This window comes from Janthinobacterium sp. LPB2021202312-11-4, from assembly GCF_037049705.1.
In the GTDB taxonomy this organism is placed as follows: domain Bacteria; phylum Pseudomonadota; class Gammaproteobacteria; order Pseudomonadales; family Pseudomonadaceae; genus Aquipseudomonas.
In genome coordinates, this window is sequence record NZ_JBAGKV010000016.1 from 66081 (window position 1) to 84481 (window position 18401).

Sequence of the window (18401 nt, forward strand, 5' to 3'; positions counted from 1 at the left end):
GGTTGTCATGAAGTTAGCCATTGTTACGGCCTGCCCGAACGGCATGGTCACCAGTGTGCTGTGCGCCCGGCTGCTCGATGCCGCCGCCCAGCGTCAGGGCTGGAGCACCAGCGTCGAAGTGAATGACGCGGCGCACCCGGAACGCCAATTGTCGGCGGCTACCCTAGCGTCCGCCGAATGGGTGTTGCTGGTGACCAGCGCGCCGGTGGACATGTCGCGATTTGTCGGCAAACGGGTGTTCCGCAGCACCCCGGCCCAGGCCCTGCAAGATGTTGAAGCGGTGCTGCGCCGTGGCGCTGAAGAGGCGCAAATCTACGTCGCCGCCGAAGCCGTCGCCGAACCGGTCGCGGCCGCTAAAAACGCCCCGCGCCTGGTGGCGATCACCGCGTGCCCGACCGGTGTTGCCCACACCTTCATGGCTGCCGAAGCCTTGCAGCAAGCGGCCAAGCGTCTGGGCTACGACTTGCAGATCGAAACCCAAGGCTCGGTCGGTGCGCGTAATCCCCTGAGCGCGGCGGCGATTGCCGAGGCTGACGTGGTGCTGCTGGCCTGCGATATCGAAGTCGCCACCGAGCGTTTCGCCGGCAAGAAAATCTACCGTTGCGGCACCGGCATCGCGCTGAAACAAGCCGAAGCCACCCTCAATAAAGCCCTGGCCGAAGGCAAGCAGGAAACCGCGTCGAGCGGCGCGAGCGGCCCGGCCAAGCAAGAGAAGACCGGCGTCTACAAACACCTGCTGACCGGCGTGTCGTTCATGCTGCCGATGGTGGTGGCGGGCGGGTTGATGATCGCGCTGTCGTTTGTGTTCGGCATCACCGCGTTCAAGGAACCGGGCACCCTCGCCGCCGCGCTGATGCAGATCGGTGGCGAGACCGCCTTCAAGCTGATGGTGCCGTTGCTGGCGGGGTACATCGCCTACTCGATCGCCGACCGTCCGGGCCTGGCGCCGGGAATGATTGGTGGTCTGCTGGCGAGTACGTTGGGCGCCGGTTTTATCGGTGGGATCATTGCCGGTTTCATCGCCGGTTATGCCGCCAAGGCAATCAATCGTTATGCACGCTTGCCGCAAAGCCTTGAAGCGCTGAAACCGATCCTGATCATCCCGTTGCTGGCGAGTCTGTTCACCGGGTTGGTGATGATTTACGTGGTCGGCAAACCGGTGGCGGGAATGCTCGAAGCGCTCACGCATTTCCTCGACAGCATGGGCACCACCAACGCGATTCTGCTCGGCGTGTTGCTCGGCGGCATGATGTGCGTCGACCTCGGCGGGCCGATCAATAAAGCGGCTTATGCGTTCTCGGTGGGGCTGCTGGCGTCCCAGAGTTATGCACCGATGGCCGCGACGATGGCCGCTGGTATGGTGCCGCCGATTGGTCTCGGGATTGCGACGTTTATTGCCCGGCGCAAGTTCGCCCAGACTGAGCGCGAGGCCGGTAAAGCGGCGCTGGTGTTGGGGCTGTGCTTTATCTCCGAAGGCGCGATTCCGTTTGCCGCCAAAGACCCGTTGCGGGTGATTCCGGCGAGCATTGCCGGTGGTGCGCTGACTGGGGCGTTGTCGATGTATTTCGGCTGCAAACTGATGGCGCCCCACGGTGGCTTGTTCGTGCTGATGATCCCGAATGCGATCAACCATGCGCTGTTGTATCTGCTGGCGATTGTCGCCGGGAGTTTGCTGACGGCGGTGGCGTATGCGCTGCTCAAGCGGCCGGAAGTGGTGGAGTTGGCGGTAGAACCCGTTAGCGCGTGACACCCAACCTCTAACCGCCGACACCGCCCCTGTAGGAGCGAGGCTTGCCCGCGAAGGCGTCCTGACAGTCAGCAAATGTGTTGAATGTTAAACCGTCTTCGCGGGCAAGCCTCGCTCCTGCAAGGGATCGGGTTTTCACACGGGCGTCATGCGCGCGTGCTTAAGTTTTTCCTTTTTCAGGGAGAACACCATGAGCGAATTCAACCTCGGTCGCCGGCGTGTCATGCAAGCGGTCGGCGCCGGGCTGTTGTTGCCAGGGCTGGCCCCGGCGGTGATCGCTTCGGTCAAGGATCGGCCGCAACTCACCGACGGCGTGCAGTCCGGCGACCTGCTGGGCGACCGGGCGATGGTCTGGAGCCGCAGCGACCGCCCCGCGCGGATGGTGGTGGAATGGGACACCCGCAGCCTGTTCACCAACCCCCGCCGTTTCGTTTCGCCTTTGGCCGATGCCCGCAGCGATTTCACCGCTCGCGTCGAACTCACCGGCCTGCCCGCCGACCAGGCGATTTTCTACCGTGTGCATTTCGAAGATGCCCAAAGTGGCACTAGCAGCGAACCCTGGTTCGGCCATTTGCGCAGCGTGCCCACGGCCCGGCGCGACATTCGTTTTGTCTGGAGCGGCGACACCGTCGGCCAGGGCTTCGGCATCAACCCGGACATCGGCGGTATGCGCATCTACGAAGCCATGCGCCTGCGCCTGCCGGACTTCTTTATCCACAGCGGCGACACCATCTACGCCGACGGCCCGGTGCCGGCGCAACTCACCACCGAGAGCGGCCGGGTGTGGCGCAACATCACCAGCGAAGCCAAAAGCAAAGTCGCCGAAACCCTCGACGAATATCGCGGCAATTACCGCTACAACTTGATGGATGACAACATCCGCCGCTTCAACGCTGAGGTGCCGCAAATCTGGCAGTGGGACGACCACGAAGTGGTGAACAACTGGTCGCCGGGCAAGCAGCTCGATGAGCGCTACAAGAGCAAAGATATCCACAGCCTGGTGGGGCGTGCGCGGCAGGCCTGGCTTGAATACGCGCCGATGCGTTTGCAGAGTGCCGACAACGGCGGGCGGATTTACCGCCAGCTCGGTTACGGGCCGATGCTTGATGTGTTTGTGCTCGACATGCGCAGTTATCGCGGGGCGAATGACGACAATCTGGGCGGGGAAAAACCGTTCCTCGGGCGTGAACAACTGGACTGGCTGAAGGCGTCGTTGAAAGCCTCGACCGCGCAATGGAAAGTCATCGCCGCCGACATGCCGATCGGCCTCGGTGTGCCCGATGGTGAAGTCAGCCCAGGTGTGGCGCGTTGGGAGGCGGTGGCCAACGGCGATCCGGGCCCGGCCCAAGGGCGTGAACTGGAAATCGCCGAGTTGCTGGGCTTTCTGCGCGCGCAACAGGTGCGCAATTTTGTGTTTCTGACGGCGGACGTGCATTACTGCGCGGCGCATCACTATCACCCGGAGCGTGCCGCTTTCCAGGATTTCGAACCGTTCTGGGAATTCGTCGCCGGGCCGTTGAACGCCGGGAGCTTCGGGCCCAATCCGCTGGATAAAACCTTCGGCCCGCAAGTGGTGTTCGAGAAAGCACCACCGGCGCAGAACACCTCGCCGTTCGCCGGGTTTCAGTTTTTTGGCGAAGTAAATATTGATGGGCAGAGCGGGGAGATGAGTGTGGTGTTGCGGGATCTGGATGGGGTCAGTGTGTTTGAGCAGAAGCTGGCGCCGACTTGATTCTTTCAAGCATGGCGTAGATCCACTGTGGGAGCGGGCTTGCTCGCGAAAGCGGTGTGCCAGTTGATAGAGATGTTGACTGGCGTGGCCTCTTTGCGAGCAAGCCCGTTCCCACAAGGCGCGGGTGTTCAAACTGAGGTAGGCGCTCCCGGTGCCTTAGTGACACTTGTTACCAAATGCAATATATTCGCATTCATGTAGGTCGCCCCCCCTCCAGGATGCCGCAGTGCCCGCTCATCTTCCTTCCATCGACACCCCGCGAAACCAGCTCTTGGCGCTGCTTTACAGCGCTCATCACGGCTGGCTGCAGAATTGGCTGCGCAAGAAGCTTGGCTGTTCTCATCGAGCGGCGGACCTGGCGCAGGACACGTTTATCCGGGTGCTGACCCTGGCCGAGCCGGAGCGTTTGCAGGAGCCACGGGCGTTTCTGACCACCACGGCGATTCGCCTGCTGATCGATGGCGAGCGCCGGCGCAAGCTGGAGCGGGCCTACTTGGCCGTGCTGGCCCATGAAAGCGAGGATGCCGCGAGCATCAGCCCCGAGGAGTTCCATCAAGTCCTTGAGTTGCTGGAGTCCATTGCCCGATTGCTGGAAGGTCTGGCAGAGAAACCCCGGCAAGCTTTTTTGCTTAATCGTCTGGACGGCTGGAGCCATGCTGAAATCGCCGAACACCTTGGCGTGTCCAAAAGCATGATCAAGCAATACATCGCGCAGGTGATGGTGCATTGCTACTCGGCGTTGTACGGCAGCGGCGCCCAATGACCGGCCATGAACCGAGCCACGATGTGGTGATGGCTGCGGCGCAATGGATGTCGTTGCTGCACTCCGGTGAGGCGGACGAAGCGCAGCGTCAGTCCTTCATGCAATGGCGCGATGCCGACCCCAGCCATGCGCTGGCCGTGTCCCGGCTCGCCTTGTTGTGGGGGCGTTTCGACGGCTTGCCCAACACCCGCGCACGCAAGACCCTTGAGCGTGTACTGGCGCCAAAACGCGCCAATACCCTGCGGCGCACCGGCACTTGCCTGGCGTTGTTGATGGCCGCCAGTGTGGCTTGGCAAGGGCTCAAACAAGCGCCGGTGTGGCTGGCGGATCAACGCACCTCCGTGGGCGAACGACGGGAGCTGTTGCTGTCCGATCAAAGCCATTTGCAATTGAACAGCGACACGGCGGTCGATCTGCATTTCGATGGTCAGCAACGTCTGATCGACCTGCGGCGCGGCGAACTCTGGGTCGAGGTCGCGAAGGACCCGCAACGGCCCTTCGTGGTGCGTACCGAACACGGGACGGTCACCGCACTCGGCACGCGTTTTCTGGTCCGGCGCGAGGACGGACGGACCCGGGTCACCGTCCTTGAGTCGGCGATTGCGGCGCGTCCGCTCGAGCAACCCGAAGCGTCGGTGCGCGTCGCTGCCGGCCAGCAAGCCACGGTGTTTGCCGATCATGTCGAGGCGCCGACCGCCACCGGCAACAGCGATCCGGCGAGTTGGACCCGTGGTGTGCTCAAGGTCGATGACCGGCCGTTGGTTGATGTGCTCGACGAGTTGGCGCGCTATCGCAAAGGCGTGCTGCATTACGACCGTCAAGCGCTGGCCGGGTTGCGGGTGTCGGGCTCGTTCCCGCTGGGCGACAGCGACGCGGCGTTGGCCGCGCTGCAAACCAGTTTGCCGATTCGCCTGCAACGGTTTACCGACTGGATCGTACTGATCAAACCCGCAGGCTGAGCATTCGCAGAACCTGTGGCAGCGGGCTTGCTCGCGAATGCAATCTGTCAGTAGGCACTGATGCCGACTGACACGACGCTTTCGCGAGCAAGCCCGCTCCCACAGGGGATTGTGGTGAGGCTGCGAAAAATAATTAAGCGCGGCACTGTCCCTTCGCTCATCTCGCCCGTCATGGCCTGAGAAAACCAAAACAACTTCCAGGAATCACTCCATGACCCGCCCTGTTGTTCGGCTGCATCCGCTCGCGGCTGCGCTGTTACCGATCTTCCTGGCCGGCGCTGCGTTGCCGGCTGCCGCCGCCAATGCCCCGGCTGCCCAGACCCGAGTGCAGACCTTCGCCATCCCGGCCGGTGAGTTGGGGGCTGCCCTGAGCACGTTGGCCGAGCAGGCCGGTGTGGCCCAGGCGTTCGATCCGGCGCTGACCCGTGGCAAGCAGACCGCCGGCCTCAATGGCAACTACAGCCTGGAGATGGCGCTGGCGCGGCTACTCAGTGGTAGCGGGCTGGAGGCGGTGCAGGTCGGCTCGACCTATCGTTTGCAAGCACTGCCGGTGGGCGCCGGTCAGGTGCAACTCGACAGCCTGTCGATCAGCGCCCCCGAGGTGCAGGACGGTCCGTTCGGTGCGGTCGACGGTTATGTCGCGCAAAACAGCATCAGCGCCACCAAGACCGGGACGCCGATCCACGAAACCCCGCAGTCGATTTCGGTCATCACCCGCGAGCGAATGGAAGCGCAAGGCGTGCAGTCAGTGAACGAAGCGTTGCGCTATACCCCCGGCGTATCGAGTTACGGCGCCAACAATCGCTCGGACTGGTACACGGTGATTCGCGGTTTTTCGCCGACCACGTACCTCGACAGTTTGCAGTTGCCGACCACCATCAACCTGGCGAGCTGGATGGTTGACCCGTACATGCTGGAACGGGTCGAAGTGCTGCGCGGGCCGGCCGGTGTGCTGTACGGGCAGGGCGATCCCGGTGGTGTGATCAACCAGGTGTCGAAACGCCCGAGCGCGGTGGCGGCCAATGAAATCGGCGTGCAGTACGGCACCGATGCGCGCAAGCAGGTGAGTTTCGACAGCACCGGTGCGCTGGACGATCAGGGCGTGTGGTCGTACCGCATGGTCGGCGTGTTGCGCGATCAGGACATCGCTCACACGCCGTGGCAGGACAAGCGCCAGTCCCTCGCGCCGTCGCTGACGTTTGCCCCGGATGACGACACCCGACTGACCTTGTTGGCCTCGTATCTGTACGACGACAGCAACTCCGGCGACGGCTTTTTCCCGTCGGCGGGTACCATCGACTTCAACCCCAACGGCCATATCAAGCGCAATGTGTTCCCGGCGGACAAAGACTTCCAGAAGTACGAAAAGAAGCAGTTTTCCCTGGGCTACGAATTCTCCAAACGCCTGAACGACACTTGGCAAGTGCGGCAGAACCTGCGCTATTCGCACCTCGATCTGAGCGACAACATGATCTACGGTGGCGGCTTCCAGGAAGGTTCGCTGACCACCATTGATCAATGGGCCGGGATTGCCGATTTCACTTATAAACGCTGGACCGTCGACAACCAGGCCCAGGCGGACTTCAACGTGGCCGGCATCGATCACACGGTGCTGCTGGGCCTCGATTACCAGCATCAGGACAGCACCGACCGTGAGGTCTATGCCCTCGCCGCGCCGCTGAACGTGTACAACCCGGTATTCGTACCGTTCGACCGCTCGGTGTTCAACGACCCGAACAACAGTTACCCGACCAAGACCGATTCGACCCTCAACCAGACCGGTCTCTACGTGCAGGACCAGTTGAAGTTTGACGATCACTGGCGCCTGACCTTGAGCGGTCGTTACGACTGGGCCAGCAGCGAAACCCAGGATCACCTGGCCAACACCACGGTCAACCAGAAGGACGAAGCGTTCAGCGGTCGCGCGGGGCTGGTGTATCTGGCGGATAACGGCCTGGCGCCTTACGTCAGCTATTCCACCGCGTTCACGCCGAACTCGGGGATTGATGCCAGCGGCAAGGCGTTCGACCCGACCGAGGCCAAGCAGTACGAAGCCGGGATCAAATTCGCGCCCAAGGGCAGCAACGCTTCGGTGACGGCGGCGGTGTTCCAGATCACCCAGACCAACGTGCTGACCAGCAGCCCGGTCAACCCGAACTACTCGGTGCAGACCGGGGAGATTCGCTCTCGCGGTTTCGAGCTGGAGGGCACGGCGAGTTTGAGCCGTGAACTGGACCTGATTGCCAGCTACACCTATCAGGATGTGAAAGTCACCAAGGCCAACGATGTCAGCGAAGGCAAGACGCCGACGTTTATTCCGATCCCGCGCAACATGGCCTCTTTGTGGGCTGACTACACCTTGCGGGATGGCGGGTTGAAAAACTTCGGGGTGGGGGCTGGCGTGCGGTATGTCGGGAAGAATCCGGGGGCGGCGGACAACTCGCTGGAAGTCCCGGCCTACACGGTGTTCGACGCTTCGGCGCACTACGTGACCGGGCCGTGGAAACTGGCGCTGAACGTCACCAACCTGACCAACGACGACTACATCTCCGGCTGCTACGACGCGACTCGTTGCCTGTACGGCAACCCGCGCACGGCGGTGGCTTCGGCGACCTATCGCTGGTAACCCGCCGCAACACGGACGTTGATCCCCCGTAGGAGCAGCCGAAGGCTGCGATCTTTTGATCTTGATGTTGGCTCGGCAAGATCAAAGTCAAAAGATCGCAGCCTTCGGCAGCTCCTACAGGGGGAAATCGGGTGGCCGCTAGTGTCGCCCGTGGGCTCAGTAAACGTCGCGGCGGTAGCGGCCCTGTTCGATCAGGCGATCTACTTCTTCAATCCCGAGCACTTCGTTGAGCACGTGATCCACGCCCGACGCCATGCCCTGCAAGCTGCCGCAGATGTAAATCACCGCACCGTCGGCCAGCCATTTCTTCAGCTCGGCGGCGGATTCGCGCAGGCGATCCTGGACGTAGATCTTCTCGGCCTGGTCCCGGGAAAACGCCAGGTCCAGACGTTCCAGATCCCCTTCGATCAACCAGCCTTCCAGCTCATCGCGACAGAGGAAGTCGTGCTGGCGATTGCGCTCGCCAAACAACAGCCAATGCCGTTGCTGCCCGTCGGCGATCCGCGCCTTGAGCAAACTGCGCAGCCCGGCCAGGCCCGTGCCGTTGCCCAGCAGGATCATCGGCACCGGCTCCACTGGCAGATGGAAACCGCTGTTGCGCCGCACCCGCAGGCTGATGCTGCCGCCCACGGGCGCATGTTCGGTCAGCCAGCCGGAGCCGATGCCGAGGCTGCCGTCGGGATGCAGTTCCTGACGGACGATCAGTTCCAGCACGCCGTCGGCGGCGATTGAGGCGATGGAGTATTCACGCATCGCCAACGGCACCAACGCTTTGACCAGCGCATGGGCGTGCAGGCCGACCAGATGTGTGCGGTTTTCCGGCAGTTGGCGGGTGGCGAGGGCCTGGTCCAGAGGTTGCGACAGACCCTCGACTTCAACGCTGGCTCGACCGTCGATGCCCAAGCCATCGAGGAAGTGTTCGATGGCCCACGGGCAATTGCGCGGCATGACTTCCACCAGGTCGCCGGCCAGCCAACTGCTGGTGCTCGGGGCGGTGAGGCCGAGCAAGTACACCGGGGCGCCGCTACTGTCCGGGTTCATCAGTTCGCGGCTGACCAGCGTCCAGTTGTCGTAGCTCGGCGCTTGCCAGGTGTCCACCGGTGCCTGTCCGGTCAGCAGGCCAAGTTGTTGTTGCCAGTGACGCAAGGCGTAGGGGTCGCCGCTGTCGACTTCCACCGGGGCAAACAGGGTCTTGCCGCCGTGCTCGCCGAGCCAGGTGTGCAAGCGTCGGGCAAAACCGCAGAAGTGTTGATACTGCCGGTCACCGAGACCGAGCACCGCGTAGTTCAGGCTGTCCAGGCTCGACGCCCGGCCCAGCACTTTGCGTTCGAACCCCCGGGCGCTGTCCGGCGCTTCGCCGTCGCCGAAGGTGCTGACCACGAACAGCGCGTTGCTCGAGTCCCGCAAGTCCTGCTCGCTGACATTGGCCAGTGGCTGAACCTTCACCGGCAACCCGGCGGCCTGCAATTGCCCGGCGGTCTGCCAGGCCAGTTGTTCGGCGAACCCGCTCTGGCTGGCGAAACCGATCAGCCAGGCCGGCGCATCGTTGCCCGGTTGAGTGAGGCCTTTGCGCGCGTCCTTGATCTGACGCTTTTTGCGCCGACGATCCAGGTACAACAACCAGCCCGTGACGAAAAACAGCGGCATGGTCAGTGCGCTGAGGGTCAGGATGATCCGCCCGACGATGCCGAAGTAACTGCCGACGTGCAGCGCATAAATGCTGGTCAGCAATTGCGCCTTGAAGCTTTTGTCGCTGTAGCGGTCGTGGCGTTTGACGATGCCGGTGGCCGGGTCGAGGCTGATTTCGTTGAGTGCCCGGTCGTGGGGCGAGGTGTTCAGCAGGTAATAAACGGTGGCCGGTTGGCCGGCCACCGGCGGCATCCGAACGTTATAGGCACTGAGCGCCGGGCCGGCGGCGCTGTAGATGCTGCTCCACATCGCGGCGTAATCGGCGGTCGGCGCGGGGCCGCTTGGCGCCGGGCCACGGTTGCGTACTCGTTCGTTTTGCGGGGCGTCAGACAGGATTTTAGTCAGGCCTTTGTTGTACCACTCGTACGACCAGGACAACCCGGTCAGCGCTGCCAGCAGGTAGAACACCAGGCACCAGGTGCCCGCCACCGAGTGCAGGTCCCAGTTGAAGCTGCGGCCCTTTTTCTTCCAGTCCAGGGTCAGCCAGGCGCGCCAGTTTTTCCATTGGCGCGGCCAGCGCAGGTACAGGCCGGAGAGGCAGAAGAACACCAGGATCAATGTGCAGGCGCCGGTGATCTGCCGACCGGTGTCGCCGATGGCGAGGAAACGGTGCAGTTGCAGCATCAAACCGAAGAAGTCCTGGCCGGTGGCGTCGCCCAGAAACTCGGCGGTGTAGGGATCGAAGTAACGAATCTCGCCGCGCCGTTCCCCCGGAGGCGGGGTGAAGATCACGCGCGCGGCGTTACCGCTGTCGGTCTCGACCCAGAGCATCGAGACTTTCTTGCCCGAGGCGCCTTCGATTTTTTCCACCAGTTCGGCGGGCGGCAGGACGCCGGCGACCTGTTTCTCGACTTGCAGTACGGACGGGTTCAGCGCCCGCAGGATTTCATCCTGAAACGATACCGTTGCCCCGGTGATGCCCATCATGGCCAGGACCAGCCCGGCGCTGATGCCAAAAAACCAGTGCAACTGGAACAGGGTTTTCTTCAACACGTCGCTCGCCTTGTTCGTTCGAAAATAATCATCACGGCGCGCATTATGCCGTGGCTTGTCGAGAAGCATTCTTTTTTACGCACAAAAGCCCCGTTCAATTGAATGAACGGGGCCAGGACCTGATCTCCGCCGCATTCCCTGTAGGAGAGAAGCTTGCTCGCGAAAGCGGTGTGTCAGGCAGTTCCGATGTCGACTGACACGACGCCTTCGCGAGCAAGCTTCGCTCCTACAGGGGATTGCGATGAAGCGCGCAATCAGAAGTGGAAGTTGGTGCTCAGCAACGCCGTACGACCGGCCGCCTGGTTGGCGAAGTGAGTCGAGAACGCTTTGTCGTAGTAGGTTTCGTTGGTCAGGTTCTGCACGTTCAGTTGCAGGTCGATGTTTTTGGTCAGCTTGTAGGCGGCCATCGCATCGTAGCGAACGTAGGAATCAACCATGGTGGTGTTGGCCACGCTGCCGAACACGTCGTCGACATAGAACGCGCCGCCACCGACCGTCAGCTTCGGCGTGACTTGATACGTGGTCCACAGGCTGGCGCTGTTTTTCGGGGTGTTCGGCAGTTGATTGCCGTCGTTGGCCCTGCCCAGCGGTCCGCCGTCAACTTGCTCGCTGTCCATGTAGGCGTAACCGGCGAACACTTGCCATTTGTCAGTGATCTTGCCGGACGCCGACAGCTCGATACCTTGCACGCGGGTTTTACCGGCGTTTTCGTACGACGTGGTATCGACTTGAACACGAGCGTTTTCTTTCTCGGTACGGAAGATGTCTGCGGTCAGCGAGAGGCGATCGTTGAGCAGGTCCCACTTGGTGCCGATTTCGTAGTTCTTGGTGGTTTCCGGCTCCATGTCGCTGCTCAGGAAATTGCCGTTGCGATCTGCGGTGCCGCCCAGTGGGTTGCCTTCCATGCCATCCCCCAGGGTGTTGCCCGGTGGTGTGGCAGACGTCGCGTAGGACGCATAGATGCTGCCGTTTTCAGCCGGTTTGTACACCACGCCGAATTGACCGGTGACGAACTCGCTGGTGTCTTTACCTTTGGCGGCGACCCCTTTGGTCACGACCGTGTTTCCGGAGTTGTCATAGGTTTTGTACTGGGTATCGAAATGGTCGTAGCGCAGGCCCATGTTCACCAGCCACTGCTCGGACAATTCCAGGGTGTCGAATACGTACAGCGCGTAGGTGTCGGCCTTGGTGTCGGTGCCGGCGTAGTTGCGCGAGATCGCACCGTTCCATGGATCGTTCGCGTTCGGGTTGGACAGCGAGGTGCAGTTGTAGCCACTCGATGCGCCGATCATCGACGGGGTGCAGTTGGTGGTCGAGGCAGCGGTTCTCGGCGTGGTGTCGACGTTAACGTTGTACGAGGATTTCTGGCTCTCTTCACGGGTGTATTCGACACCGGTGGAGAAGCTGTTCTTGAACCCGGCGACGTAGAAATTGCCAAACAGATCGGTCTGGTTGGTGGTGGTCTCGGTATTGCTCACACGGGTGTTGGCCCGGCGCCAGACGCTGCCATTGTTGACGTTGCCCTTGCTGTCGTCCGGCTGGGTCAGGATGTAATCCTGCATGCTGGTGCCGTGGCGCAGGGTGTTCTTGAGGGTCAGCGAATCGCTCAGATCGTGCTCGATGGCGAAGGTCGCGGTATCGGTGCGGCCCTTGCGGAAATCACGGTCGTTGAGGCCGTAGAAGTTGCTGCTGTCGCCACCGGCGTAAGGCTTGTCCGGGTTGGACTTGGTGCGCGCCGTCGAGCCGGCGGCCGGGATCGTGTACGGGATGCCCGAGTCTGGCGTGTCGTTGCTTTCCAGATGGTAGTAATCGAGGTTGACCCGGGTATCGGTGCCCAGGCCGAACGCCAGGGAAGGCGCGATGCCCCAACGGTCGTAATCGACACTGTCGCGACCGGCAACATTGCTTTCGTGGCTCATCAGGTTCAGGCGACCGGCAGCGGTGTCGGAAAACTGATAGTTGCCGTCCATGGTGTAACGCTGGGTCTGGTCCGAACCCCAGGTGAAACCACCGTCGAACGAATCGCCCAGGTGCGCCTTTTTGCTCACCAGGTTGATGCTGCCGCCAGCCGCGCCGCGACCGCCGATGGCCGAGTTCGGGCCTTTGCTGACTTCGATCGATTCGACGGCGAAAATTTCACGGCTCTGGGAGCCGGTGTCGCGCACGCCATCCAGGTACGTGTCGCCCTGGGCGTCGAAACCGCGAATGAACGGACGGTCGCCCTGTGGGTTGCCGCCTTCGCCAGCGCCGAAGGTGATGCCGGGCACGGTGCGCAGCGCATCCTGCATGTTCAGGGCGCCGGTGTCCTTGAGCACTTGTTGCGGGATGACCGTCACTGAACGCGGCGTGTCGACCAGTGGCGCGGTGTACTTGGGCGAGGAGGCTTTTTCGACGTTGTAAGTCGTCGCGTCCTGGGCTTCGCCAGTGATCGCGGTAGCGTCGAGGGAAATCGCATTGCCCGGCGCTTTGTCGTCAGTCTTTTCAGCAGCGAACACCATGTGGCCAGCGGAGCCGGCCGTGATCGCCATACCAATGGCAGACGCAAGCAGACGTGGTGAACTGACCGGTAATTGTGGTTGTTGGCGTGACATGTGAATTCCCCTCCCCAAGGATTTGAGGCCGCGGAATATAGGGTAAACAGGTATTTGTATCAATTGCGAAACTTTGCCATTTGCACTGAATTTACATTCTTTACAATTTGCCCTTACGGTTTTTGGTGTTTCGTTCGTCTCCCGGGTTTTACACGGGCAATAAGAATCAATACCATTGGCGCCCCTTTGACCACCAGGTGTCGTCCCATGCTGTTGCACATTCCCGGCGTGTTCGCGAAAGAAGAAGTGCAGCGCATCCGCGAGGCGCTGGAACAGGCGGATTGGGCCGACGGCAAGATCACCGCTGGTTTCCAGTCGGCCAAGGCCAAGCACAATCTGCAACTGTCTGAAGGCCATCCGCTGGCCAAGGAGATTGGTGCGGCGATGCTTGAACGGCTGTGGAAAAATCCGCAGTTCATGTCCGCTGCGTTACCGCACAAAGTCTTCCCTCCGTTACTGAACTGTTACACGGCCGGTGGCAGTTTCGATTTCCATATCGACAACGCCGTGCGCCAGCCCAAGGGCAGCATGGAGCGGGTGCGCACCGACCTCTCGGCGACGTTGTTCTTCAGCGAACCGGAGGACTATGACGGCGGCGAACTGGAAATCCAGGACACCTTCGGCACCCAACGCGTCAAGTTGCCGGCCGGCGACATGGTTCTGTACCCGGGCAGCAGCCTGCACAAAGTCAACGCCGTCACTCGCGGCAGCCGTTACGCGTCGTTCTTCTGGACCCAAAGCCTGGTGCGCGAAGACAGCCAGCGCGCCTTGCTGTTCGAAATGGACGGGGCGATCCAGCAACTGACCCGGGACCTGCCCGACCACCCTTCGCTGATCCGACTCACCGGCACCTATCACAACCTGCTGCGCCGCTGGGTCGAGGTATGAGTTATCAACTGCGCCGCGAGGAAGTCCTCGACGGTGACCGGCTCAAAGCCATGCTCGAAGAAAGCCCCGCCCGGGCGGCCCAGGCAATTTTGCTGGCAGCCCGCGAAGGCGTGCTCGATGCCCAGGCGTTGCTCGGGCAGATTCTGCTGGACGGGCGGGGCATCGAGCAGGATCAGCCGCTGGCCGTGCGCTGGTTCGGGATCGCGGCCAAGGGCGGGCACTTGATGGCGCGCAACATGCTCGGTCGCTGTCATGAACACGGTTGGGGTTGCACCGCTGACGGCATACTCGCCGCGAAACAGTATCGGCACGCCGCCGAGGCGGGTCTGGACTGGGCGATGTACAACTTCGCCAACCTGCTGGCCACCGGACGTGGTGTGGATGAAGACCAGACGCAAGCACTGAGTCTGTACCGCCGCGCCGCCGAATTGGGCCACGCGAAATCGATGAACCTGTTGGGGCGCTATCTGGAAGACGGACGAGTTTGCCCCGCGGACCCACGGGCCGCGCGCGACTGGTATCGACGTTCGGCGCTTGGCGGGGATTTTCGTGGGCAGTTCAGTTATGCGGCGGTGCTGGCTGACGAGGGAAGTATCGAAGAAGCGCTGGGTTGGTTACGCAAGGCATTGGCCGGCGGGAATCTGAATTTTTTGCGGGTCGCGAGTAAGGCATTGGCGAGCGCAACGGATACGAACATTCGAGCGTTGGCGGCGGATTATGCCCACCGCTGCGCCGAACTGGAGCACGACCTCAAACCCCTGTAGGAACTGGTAGGAGCTGGTAGGAGCTGTCGAGTGAAACGAGGCTGCGATCTCTTGACTTTGTTTTTTAAGAAGCAAGATCAAAAGATCGCAGCCTCGTTTCACTCGACAGCTCCTACGAGGGCGGGGTGGTTTCGGGGGCGGATTTCAGGTGCAAAAAAGCCCATGACTTGTCATGGGCTTTTTCAGTTCTACCGGTAGCGCTTACACGTAAAACGATTTCAGCGGCGGGAAGCCATTGAATTCAACGGCGCTGTAACTGGTGGTGTAGGCACCGGTGGACAACCAGTACAAACGGTCGCCAATGGCCAGGTTCAGCGGCAAACCGTACTTGTAGTTCTCGTACATGATGTCGGCGCTGTCGCAGGTCGGGCCGGCGATGACCACTTCTTCCATCTCGCCTTTCTTCTCGGTCCAGATCGGGAACTTGATGGCTTCGTCCATGGTTTCGATCAGGCCGGAGAACTTGCCCACATCCGTGTACACCCAACGCTCGACGGCGGTACGGGATTTACGCGCCACCAGCACCACTTCGCTGACCAGGATGCCGGCGTTGGCGATCAACGAACGGCCCGGCTCCAGGATGATTTCCGGCAGGTCGTCGCCGAAGTCTTCCTTGAGGAAACGGATGATTTCTTCAGCGTAGGTTTCCAGGCTGTTGGTGCGGGTGATGTAGTTGGCCGGGAAGCCGCCACCCATGTTGATCAGTTTCAGGTGAATGCCGTCTTCTTCTTTCAGGCGTTCGAAGATCACTTTGACCTTGGCGATCGCTGCGTCCCAGACGCTGATGTCGCGCTGTTGCGAGCCGACGTGGAACGAGATGCCGTACGGCACCAGGCCCAGGTCGCGGGCGAGGATCAGCAGGTCCATGGCCATGTCGGTCTGGCAGCCGAATTTGCGCGACAACGGCCAGTCAGCGGTGGTCGAGCCTTCGGTGAGGATGCGCACGTAGACTTTCGAACCCGGCGCAGCCTTGGCGATGTTGCGCAGGTCAGCTTCGGAGTCGGTGGCATACAGGCGCACGCCCTTCTCGTAGAAGTAGCGGATGTCCTTGGATTTCTTGATGGTGTTGCCGTAGCTGATGCGATCCGGGCCAACGCCCTGGTTCATCACTTTATCGAGCTCGTAGATCGACGCGATGTCGAAGTTCGAACCTTTCTCTTTGAGCAGGTCGATGATTTCGACGGCCGGGTTGGCCTTGACCGCGTAGTAGACCTTGGCGAATTCGAAACCGGCGCGCAGGTCGTCATAGGCCTGGCTGATCATCGCGGTGTCGATCACCACGAACGGGGTTTCTTGTTTGTCGGCGAACGCCTTCATTTTGTTGAAGGTATCGCGCGCGAAATAGTCTTCGACGTTGATCGACATGTTTTGGGAGCTCCTACTGGCAAACGTTGGTAATCAATGGGTGCAAATGAACGTCCTCCGTATCCCCACTTTGGTTCGCCTACTTCCCAAGGCATGTCGCCGAAAGCAAAAAGGCCATGGGAAGCGGTGCTTTCCCTTGGCCTTGCTGTCTCGTCGTCAGTACTTGAGCCGGATGGATCGTTTCCAGCATGGACGTTCGGCGCGAACTTTAGGGCGTGAGGGGCTTGAGATCAACAAAAAATGTCGCGTTTTTGCACGCTTCCGTCGTGCGGTCCCTGACAGTTACTGATGTAACCGACCTGCATGACAGTGTGATGTTCCCCGGATGAGGGGATTTTGGCGGGATTCAGATAAAGCGAGTGGGCCCCATTCGCGGGCAAGCCTCGCTCCTACAGGTTTGCGGTATGCCGTGATGTTGAGCACGACACTGCATCCGTAGGAGCGAGGCTTGCCCGCGAAGGCGTCAGATCAGGCGACCGCAGTCTCGGCCGGCGACACAATGCTGGTCTTGCCCCCACGGGACTTGCCGGAACTCAGGTACTCGGCAATCGATTCCTGAGTCACTTCCCCGAGGAACACCCGCTCGGCATCCATCACCGGCAGCCACGAACGGTTGAACTCGTACATCCGCGACAGCAGGATGCGCAAATGCTCGTCGAACGCCGCCGTGGCGTTGAACTCACGCAGATACTGCGCGCAGGTACCGGTCTGACGGTGCAGGTCGCGACGTCGCACATAACCCAATGCCTTGTTGTCAGCGCAAGTCACCACCACATAACGACGGTCCAGCTCATCCATCAACTCCAGGGCCTCGGCCACCGGGGTTTCCGGGCTCACCGATGGCGCGTTGTCCGCCGCGTCCTCGGCTTTCACCAGCAACAGACGCTTGAGCGTGCTGTCCTGGCCAACGAAGTTGCTGACAAAGTCGTCTGCCGGGTGCGCCAAAAGGGTGTCCGGGTGATCGATCTGCAACAGCTTGCCGGCACGGAAGATCGCAATCTTGTCGCCAAGCTTGATCGCCTCGTCGATGTCGTGGCTGACCATGATCACGGTCTTGTTCAGCGCCCGTTGCATCTCGAAAAACTCGTTCTGGATCATCTCGCGGTTGATCGGGTCGACCGCGCCGAACGGTTCATCCATCAGCAACAACGGCGCATCCGCCGCCAGTGCGCGAATCACGCCGATCCGCTGCTGCTGACCACCGGACAATTCACGCGGGTAGCGCGTCAGGTACTGCTTGGGCTCGAGCTTGATCATGCTCATCAACTCGCGGGCGCGGTCGTGGCATTTCTGTTTATCCCAACCCAACAGGCGCGGAACGATGGTGATGTTTTCCTCGATGGTCATGTTCGGGAACAGGCCGATCTGCTGGATCACATAACCGATGTTGCGACGCAGGGTCACTTCGTCGAGGTCGGTGGTGTCTTCGCCGTTGATCAGGATCTTGCCGGAGGTCGGCTTGATCAAACGGTTGATCATTTTCAGCGTGGTGCTTTTGCCGCAGCCCGATGGCCCGAGGAACACACAGATTTCGCCTTCATTGACGGTCAGGCTTACCGAGTCCACGGCTTTCACGTCTTTGCCGTTGCTTTGGAAGGTTTTGCTGAGGTTTTGAAGTTCGATCATTTCAGGAGTCCTTTTGGAGTCAGCGTGCGTTGCAGCCATTGCAGAAGCAGGTCGGCGAAGATGGCCAGGAGACTGACCAGCACGGCGCCGACGATCAGCATCGACATGTCGCTGCGGCTGATGGAAGCGAGAATAAGTACACCGAGGCCACCGGCACCGATGGTCGCGGCGATGGTCATGACACCGATGTTCATGACCACGGCGGTGCGTACACCGGCGAGAATCACCGGCACCGCGATCGGCAGTTCAACCATGCGCAGGCGCTGGCCGAAGGTCATGCCGATGCCCTTGGCGGCTTCGCGAATGCCGGGTTCGACGCCGGTCAGGGCCAGGAAGGTGTTACGCATGATCGGCAGCAGCGAATACAAAAACACCGCCGTGATCGCCGGCATCGGGCCCAGGCCCTGGCCGAATTTGGAGTAAAACGGCAGCAGCAGGCCGAACAGGGCAATCGACGGCACGGTCAGCAGCACCGTGGCGCTGGCTTGCAGCGGGCCTGCCAGTGACGGGAAGCGTGTCATCAGGATGCCCAGTGGCACGCCAGCGAAAATCGCCAGGGTCACCGCAATGCCGACCAACGTGATGTGCTGCAACGTCAGGTGCAGGACCAGCGGCCAGTCGAGATGGGAAAAGGCGTTCAGAAATTCCATGTCTTCTC

Annotated in this window: 12 protein-coding genes; 7 read left to right on the forward strand and 5 right to left on the reverse strand. The window is 61.3% G+C overall.

All coding sequences use genetic code 11. The features are described 5' to 3' along the window. Nucleotides 1-7: 7 nt before the first annotated feature. The 5 genes from V5E99_RS17945 to V5E99_RS17965 all read left to right on the forward strand — a co-directional run bounded on the left by V5E99_RS17945 (nt 8) and on the right by V5E99_RS17965 (nt 7827). The gene (locus tag V5E99_RS17945; RefSeq protein WP_499803636.1) at nt 8-1747 is read left to right on the forward strand and encodes a PTS fructose-like transporter subunit IIB; all 1740 of its coding nucleotides are present in this window, start codon (nt 8-10) and stop codon (nt 1745-1747) included. A gap of 190 nt (nt 1748-1937) precedes the next feature. Further along, complete coding sequence (locus V5E99_RS17950; protein ID WP_499803637.1) at nt 1938-3479, forward strand: alkaline phosphatase D family protein; 1542 nt, start codon at nt 1938-1940, stop codon at nt 3477-3479. Nucleotides 3480-3705: 226 nt separating this feature from the next. Then, a complete protein-coding gene (locus V5E99_RS17955; RefSeq protein WP_499803638.1) occupies nt 3706-4242 on the forward strand; it encodes a sigma-70 family RNA polymerase sigma factor in 537 nt (178 codons plus the stop codon). Continuing rightward, the gene (locus V5E99_RS17960; protein ID WP_499803639.1) at nt 4239-5201 is read left to right on the forward strand and encodes a FecR family protein; all 963 of its coding nucleotides are present in this window, start codon (nt 4239-4241) and stop codon (nt 5199-5201) included. Before V5E99_RS17955 ends, V5E99_RS17960 begins: the two co-directional genes overlap by 4 nt. Before the next feature lie 211 nt (nt 5202-5412). Next, entirely contained in the window at nt 5413-7827 is a 2415-nt protein-coding gene (locus V5E99_RS17965; RefSeq protein ID WP_499803640.1) for a TonB-dependent siderophore receptor, read from the forward strand. Nucleotides 7828-7983: 156 nt separating this feature from the next. Here the strand turns inward: V5E99_RS17965 and V5E99_RS17970 are convergent, their stop codons facing one another. Together V5E99_RS17970 and V5E99_RS17975 are read right to left on the reverse strand one after the other, a co-directional pair. After that, nucleotides 7984-10509 carry a PepSY domain-containing protein gene (locus tag V5E99_RS17970; RefSeq protein ID WP_499803641.1) on the reverse strand — a complete coding sequence of 842 codons (2526 nt, stop codon included), beginning with the start codon at nt 10507-10509 and terminating at the stop codon, nt 7984-7986. Between the two features lie 254 nt (nt 10510-10763). Beyond that, nucleotides 10764-13100: a TonB-dependent receptor gene (locus V5E99_RS17975; protein ID WP_499803642.1), complete on the reverse strand. Its 2337-nt coding sequence runs from the start codon at nt 13098-13100 to the stop codon at nt 10764-10766. Nucleotides 13101-13307: 207 nt separating this feature from the next. On the opposite strand from V5E99_RS17975, the gene V5E99_RS17980 reads away from it, so the two are divergent. Beyond that, entirely contained in the window at nt 13308-13988 is a 681-nt protein-coding gene (locus V5E99_RS17980) for a Fe2+-dependent dioxygenase (RefSeq protein ID WP_499803644.1), read from the forward strand. Next, nucleotides 13985-14752, forward strand: a complete 768-nt coding sequence (locus V5E99_RS17985) for a tetratricopeptide repeat protein (RefSeq protein WP_499803645.1) — start codon at nt 13985-13987, stop codon at nt 14750-14752. Before V5E99_RS17980 ends, V5E99_RS17985 begins: the two co-directional genes overlap by 4 nt. Nucleotides 14753-14953: 201 nt before the next feature. On the opposite strand, the gene V5E99_RS17990 is transcribed toward V5E99_RS17985, so the two are convergent. The 3 genes from V5E99_RS17990 to V5E99_RS18000 all read right to left on the reverse strand — a co-directional run bounded on the left by V5E99_RS17990 (nt 14954) and on the right by V5E99_RS18000 (nt 18393). Then, nucleotides 14954-16117: a type III PLP-dependent enzyme gene (locus tag V5E99_RS17990; protein WP_027924486.1), complete on the reverse strand. Its 1164-nt coding sequence runs from the start codon at nt 16115-16117 to the stop codon at nt 14954-14956. A gap of 468 nt (nt 16118-16585) precedes the next feature. Beyond that, entirely contained in the window at nt 16586-17743 is a 1158-nt protein-coding gene (locus V5E99_RS17995) for an osmoprotectant ABC transporter ATP-binding protein OsmV (protein ID WP_499803646.1), read from the reverse strand. Next, on the reverse strand, nt 17740-18393 hold the full coding sequence (locus V5E99_RS18000; RefSeq protein ID WP_499803647.1) for an ABC transporter permease: 654 nt from the start codon (nt 18391-18393) through the stop codon (nt 17740-17742). The genes V5E99_RS17995 and V5E99_RS18000 overlap by 4 nt, the downstream gene beginning before the upstream one ends. Between the last annotated feature and the right edge of the window lie 8 nt (nt 18394-18401).

Bases quoted from the DNA above. Each gene is read 5' to 3' on its own strand.
- V5E99_RS17945 (WP_499803636.1), top strand. From the start codon at position 8: ATGAAGTTAGCCATTGTTACGGCCTGCCCGAACGGCATGGTCACCAGT.
- V5E99_RS17950 (WP_499803637.1), top strand. From the start codon at position 1,938: ATGAGCGAATTCAACCTCGGTCGCCGGCGTGTCATGCAAGCGGTCGGC.
- V5E99_RS17960 (WP_499803639.1), top strand. From the start codon at position 4,239: ATGACCGGCCATGAACCGAGCCACGATGTGGTGATGGCTGCGGCGCAA.
- V5E99_RS17965 (WP_499803640.1), top strand. From the start codon at position 5,413: ATGACCCGCCCTGTTGTTCGGCTGCATCCGCTCGCGGCTGCGCTGTTA.
- V5E99_RS17975 (WP_499803642.1), bottom strand. From the start codon at position 13,100: ATGTCACGCCAACAACCACAATTACCGGTCAGTTCACCACGTCTGCTT.
- V5E99_RS17980 (WP_499803644.1), top strand. From the start codon at position 13,308: ATGCTGTTGCACATTCCCGGCGTGTTCGCGAAAGAAGAAGTGCAGCGC.
- V5E99_RS17985 (WP_499803645.1), top strand. From the start codon at position 13,985: ATGAGTTATCAACTGCGCCGCGAGGAAGTCCTCGACGGTGACCGGCTC.
- V5E99_RS17990 (WP_027924486.1), bottom strand. From the start codon at position 16,117: ATGTCGATCAACGTCGAAGACTATTTCGCGCGCGATACCTTCAACAAA.
- V5E99_RS17995 (WP_499803646.1), bottom strand. From the start codon at position 17,743: ATGATCGAACTTCAAAACCTCAGCAAAACCTTCCAAAGCAACGGCAAA.
- V5E99_RS18000 (WP_499803647.1), bottom strand. From the start codon at position 18,393: ATGGAATTTCTGAACGCCTTTTCCCATCTCGACTGGCCGCTGGTCCTG.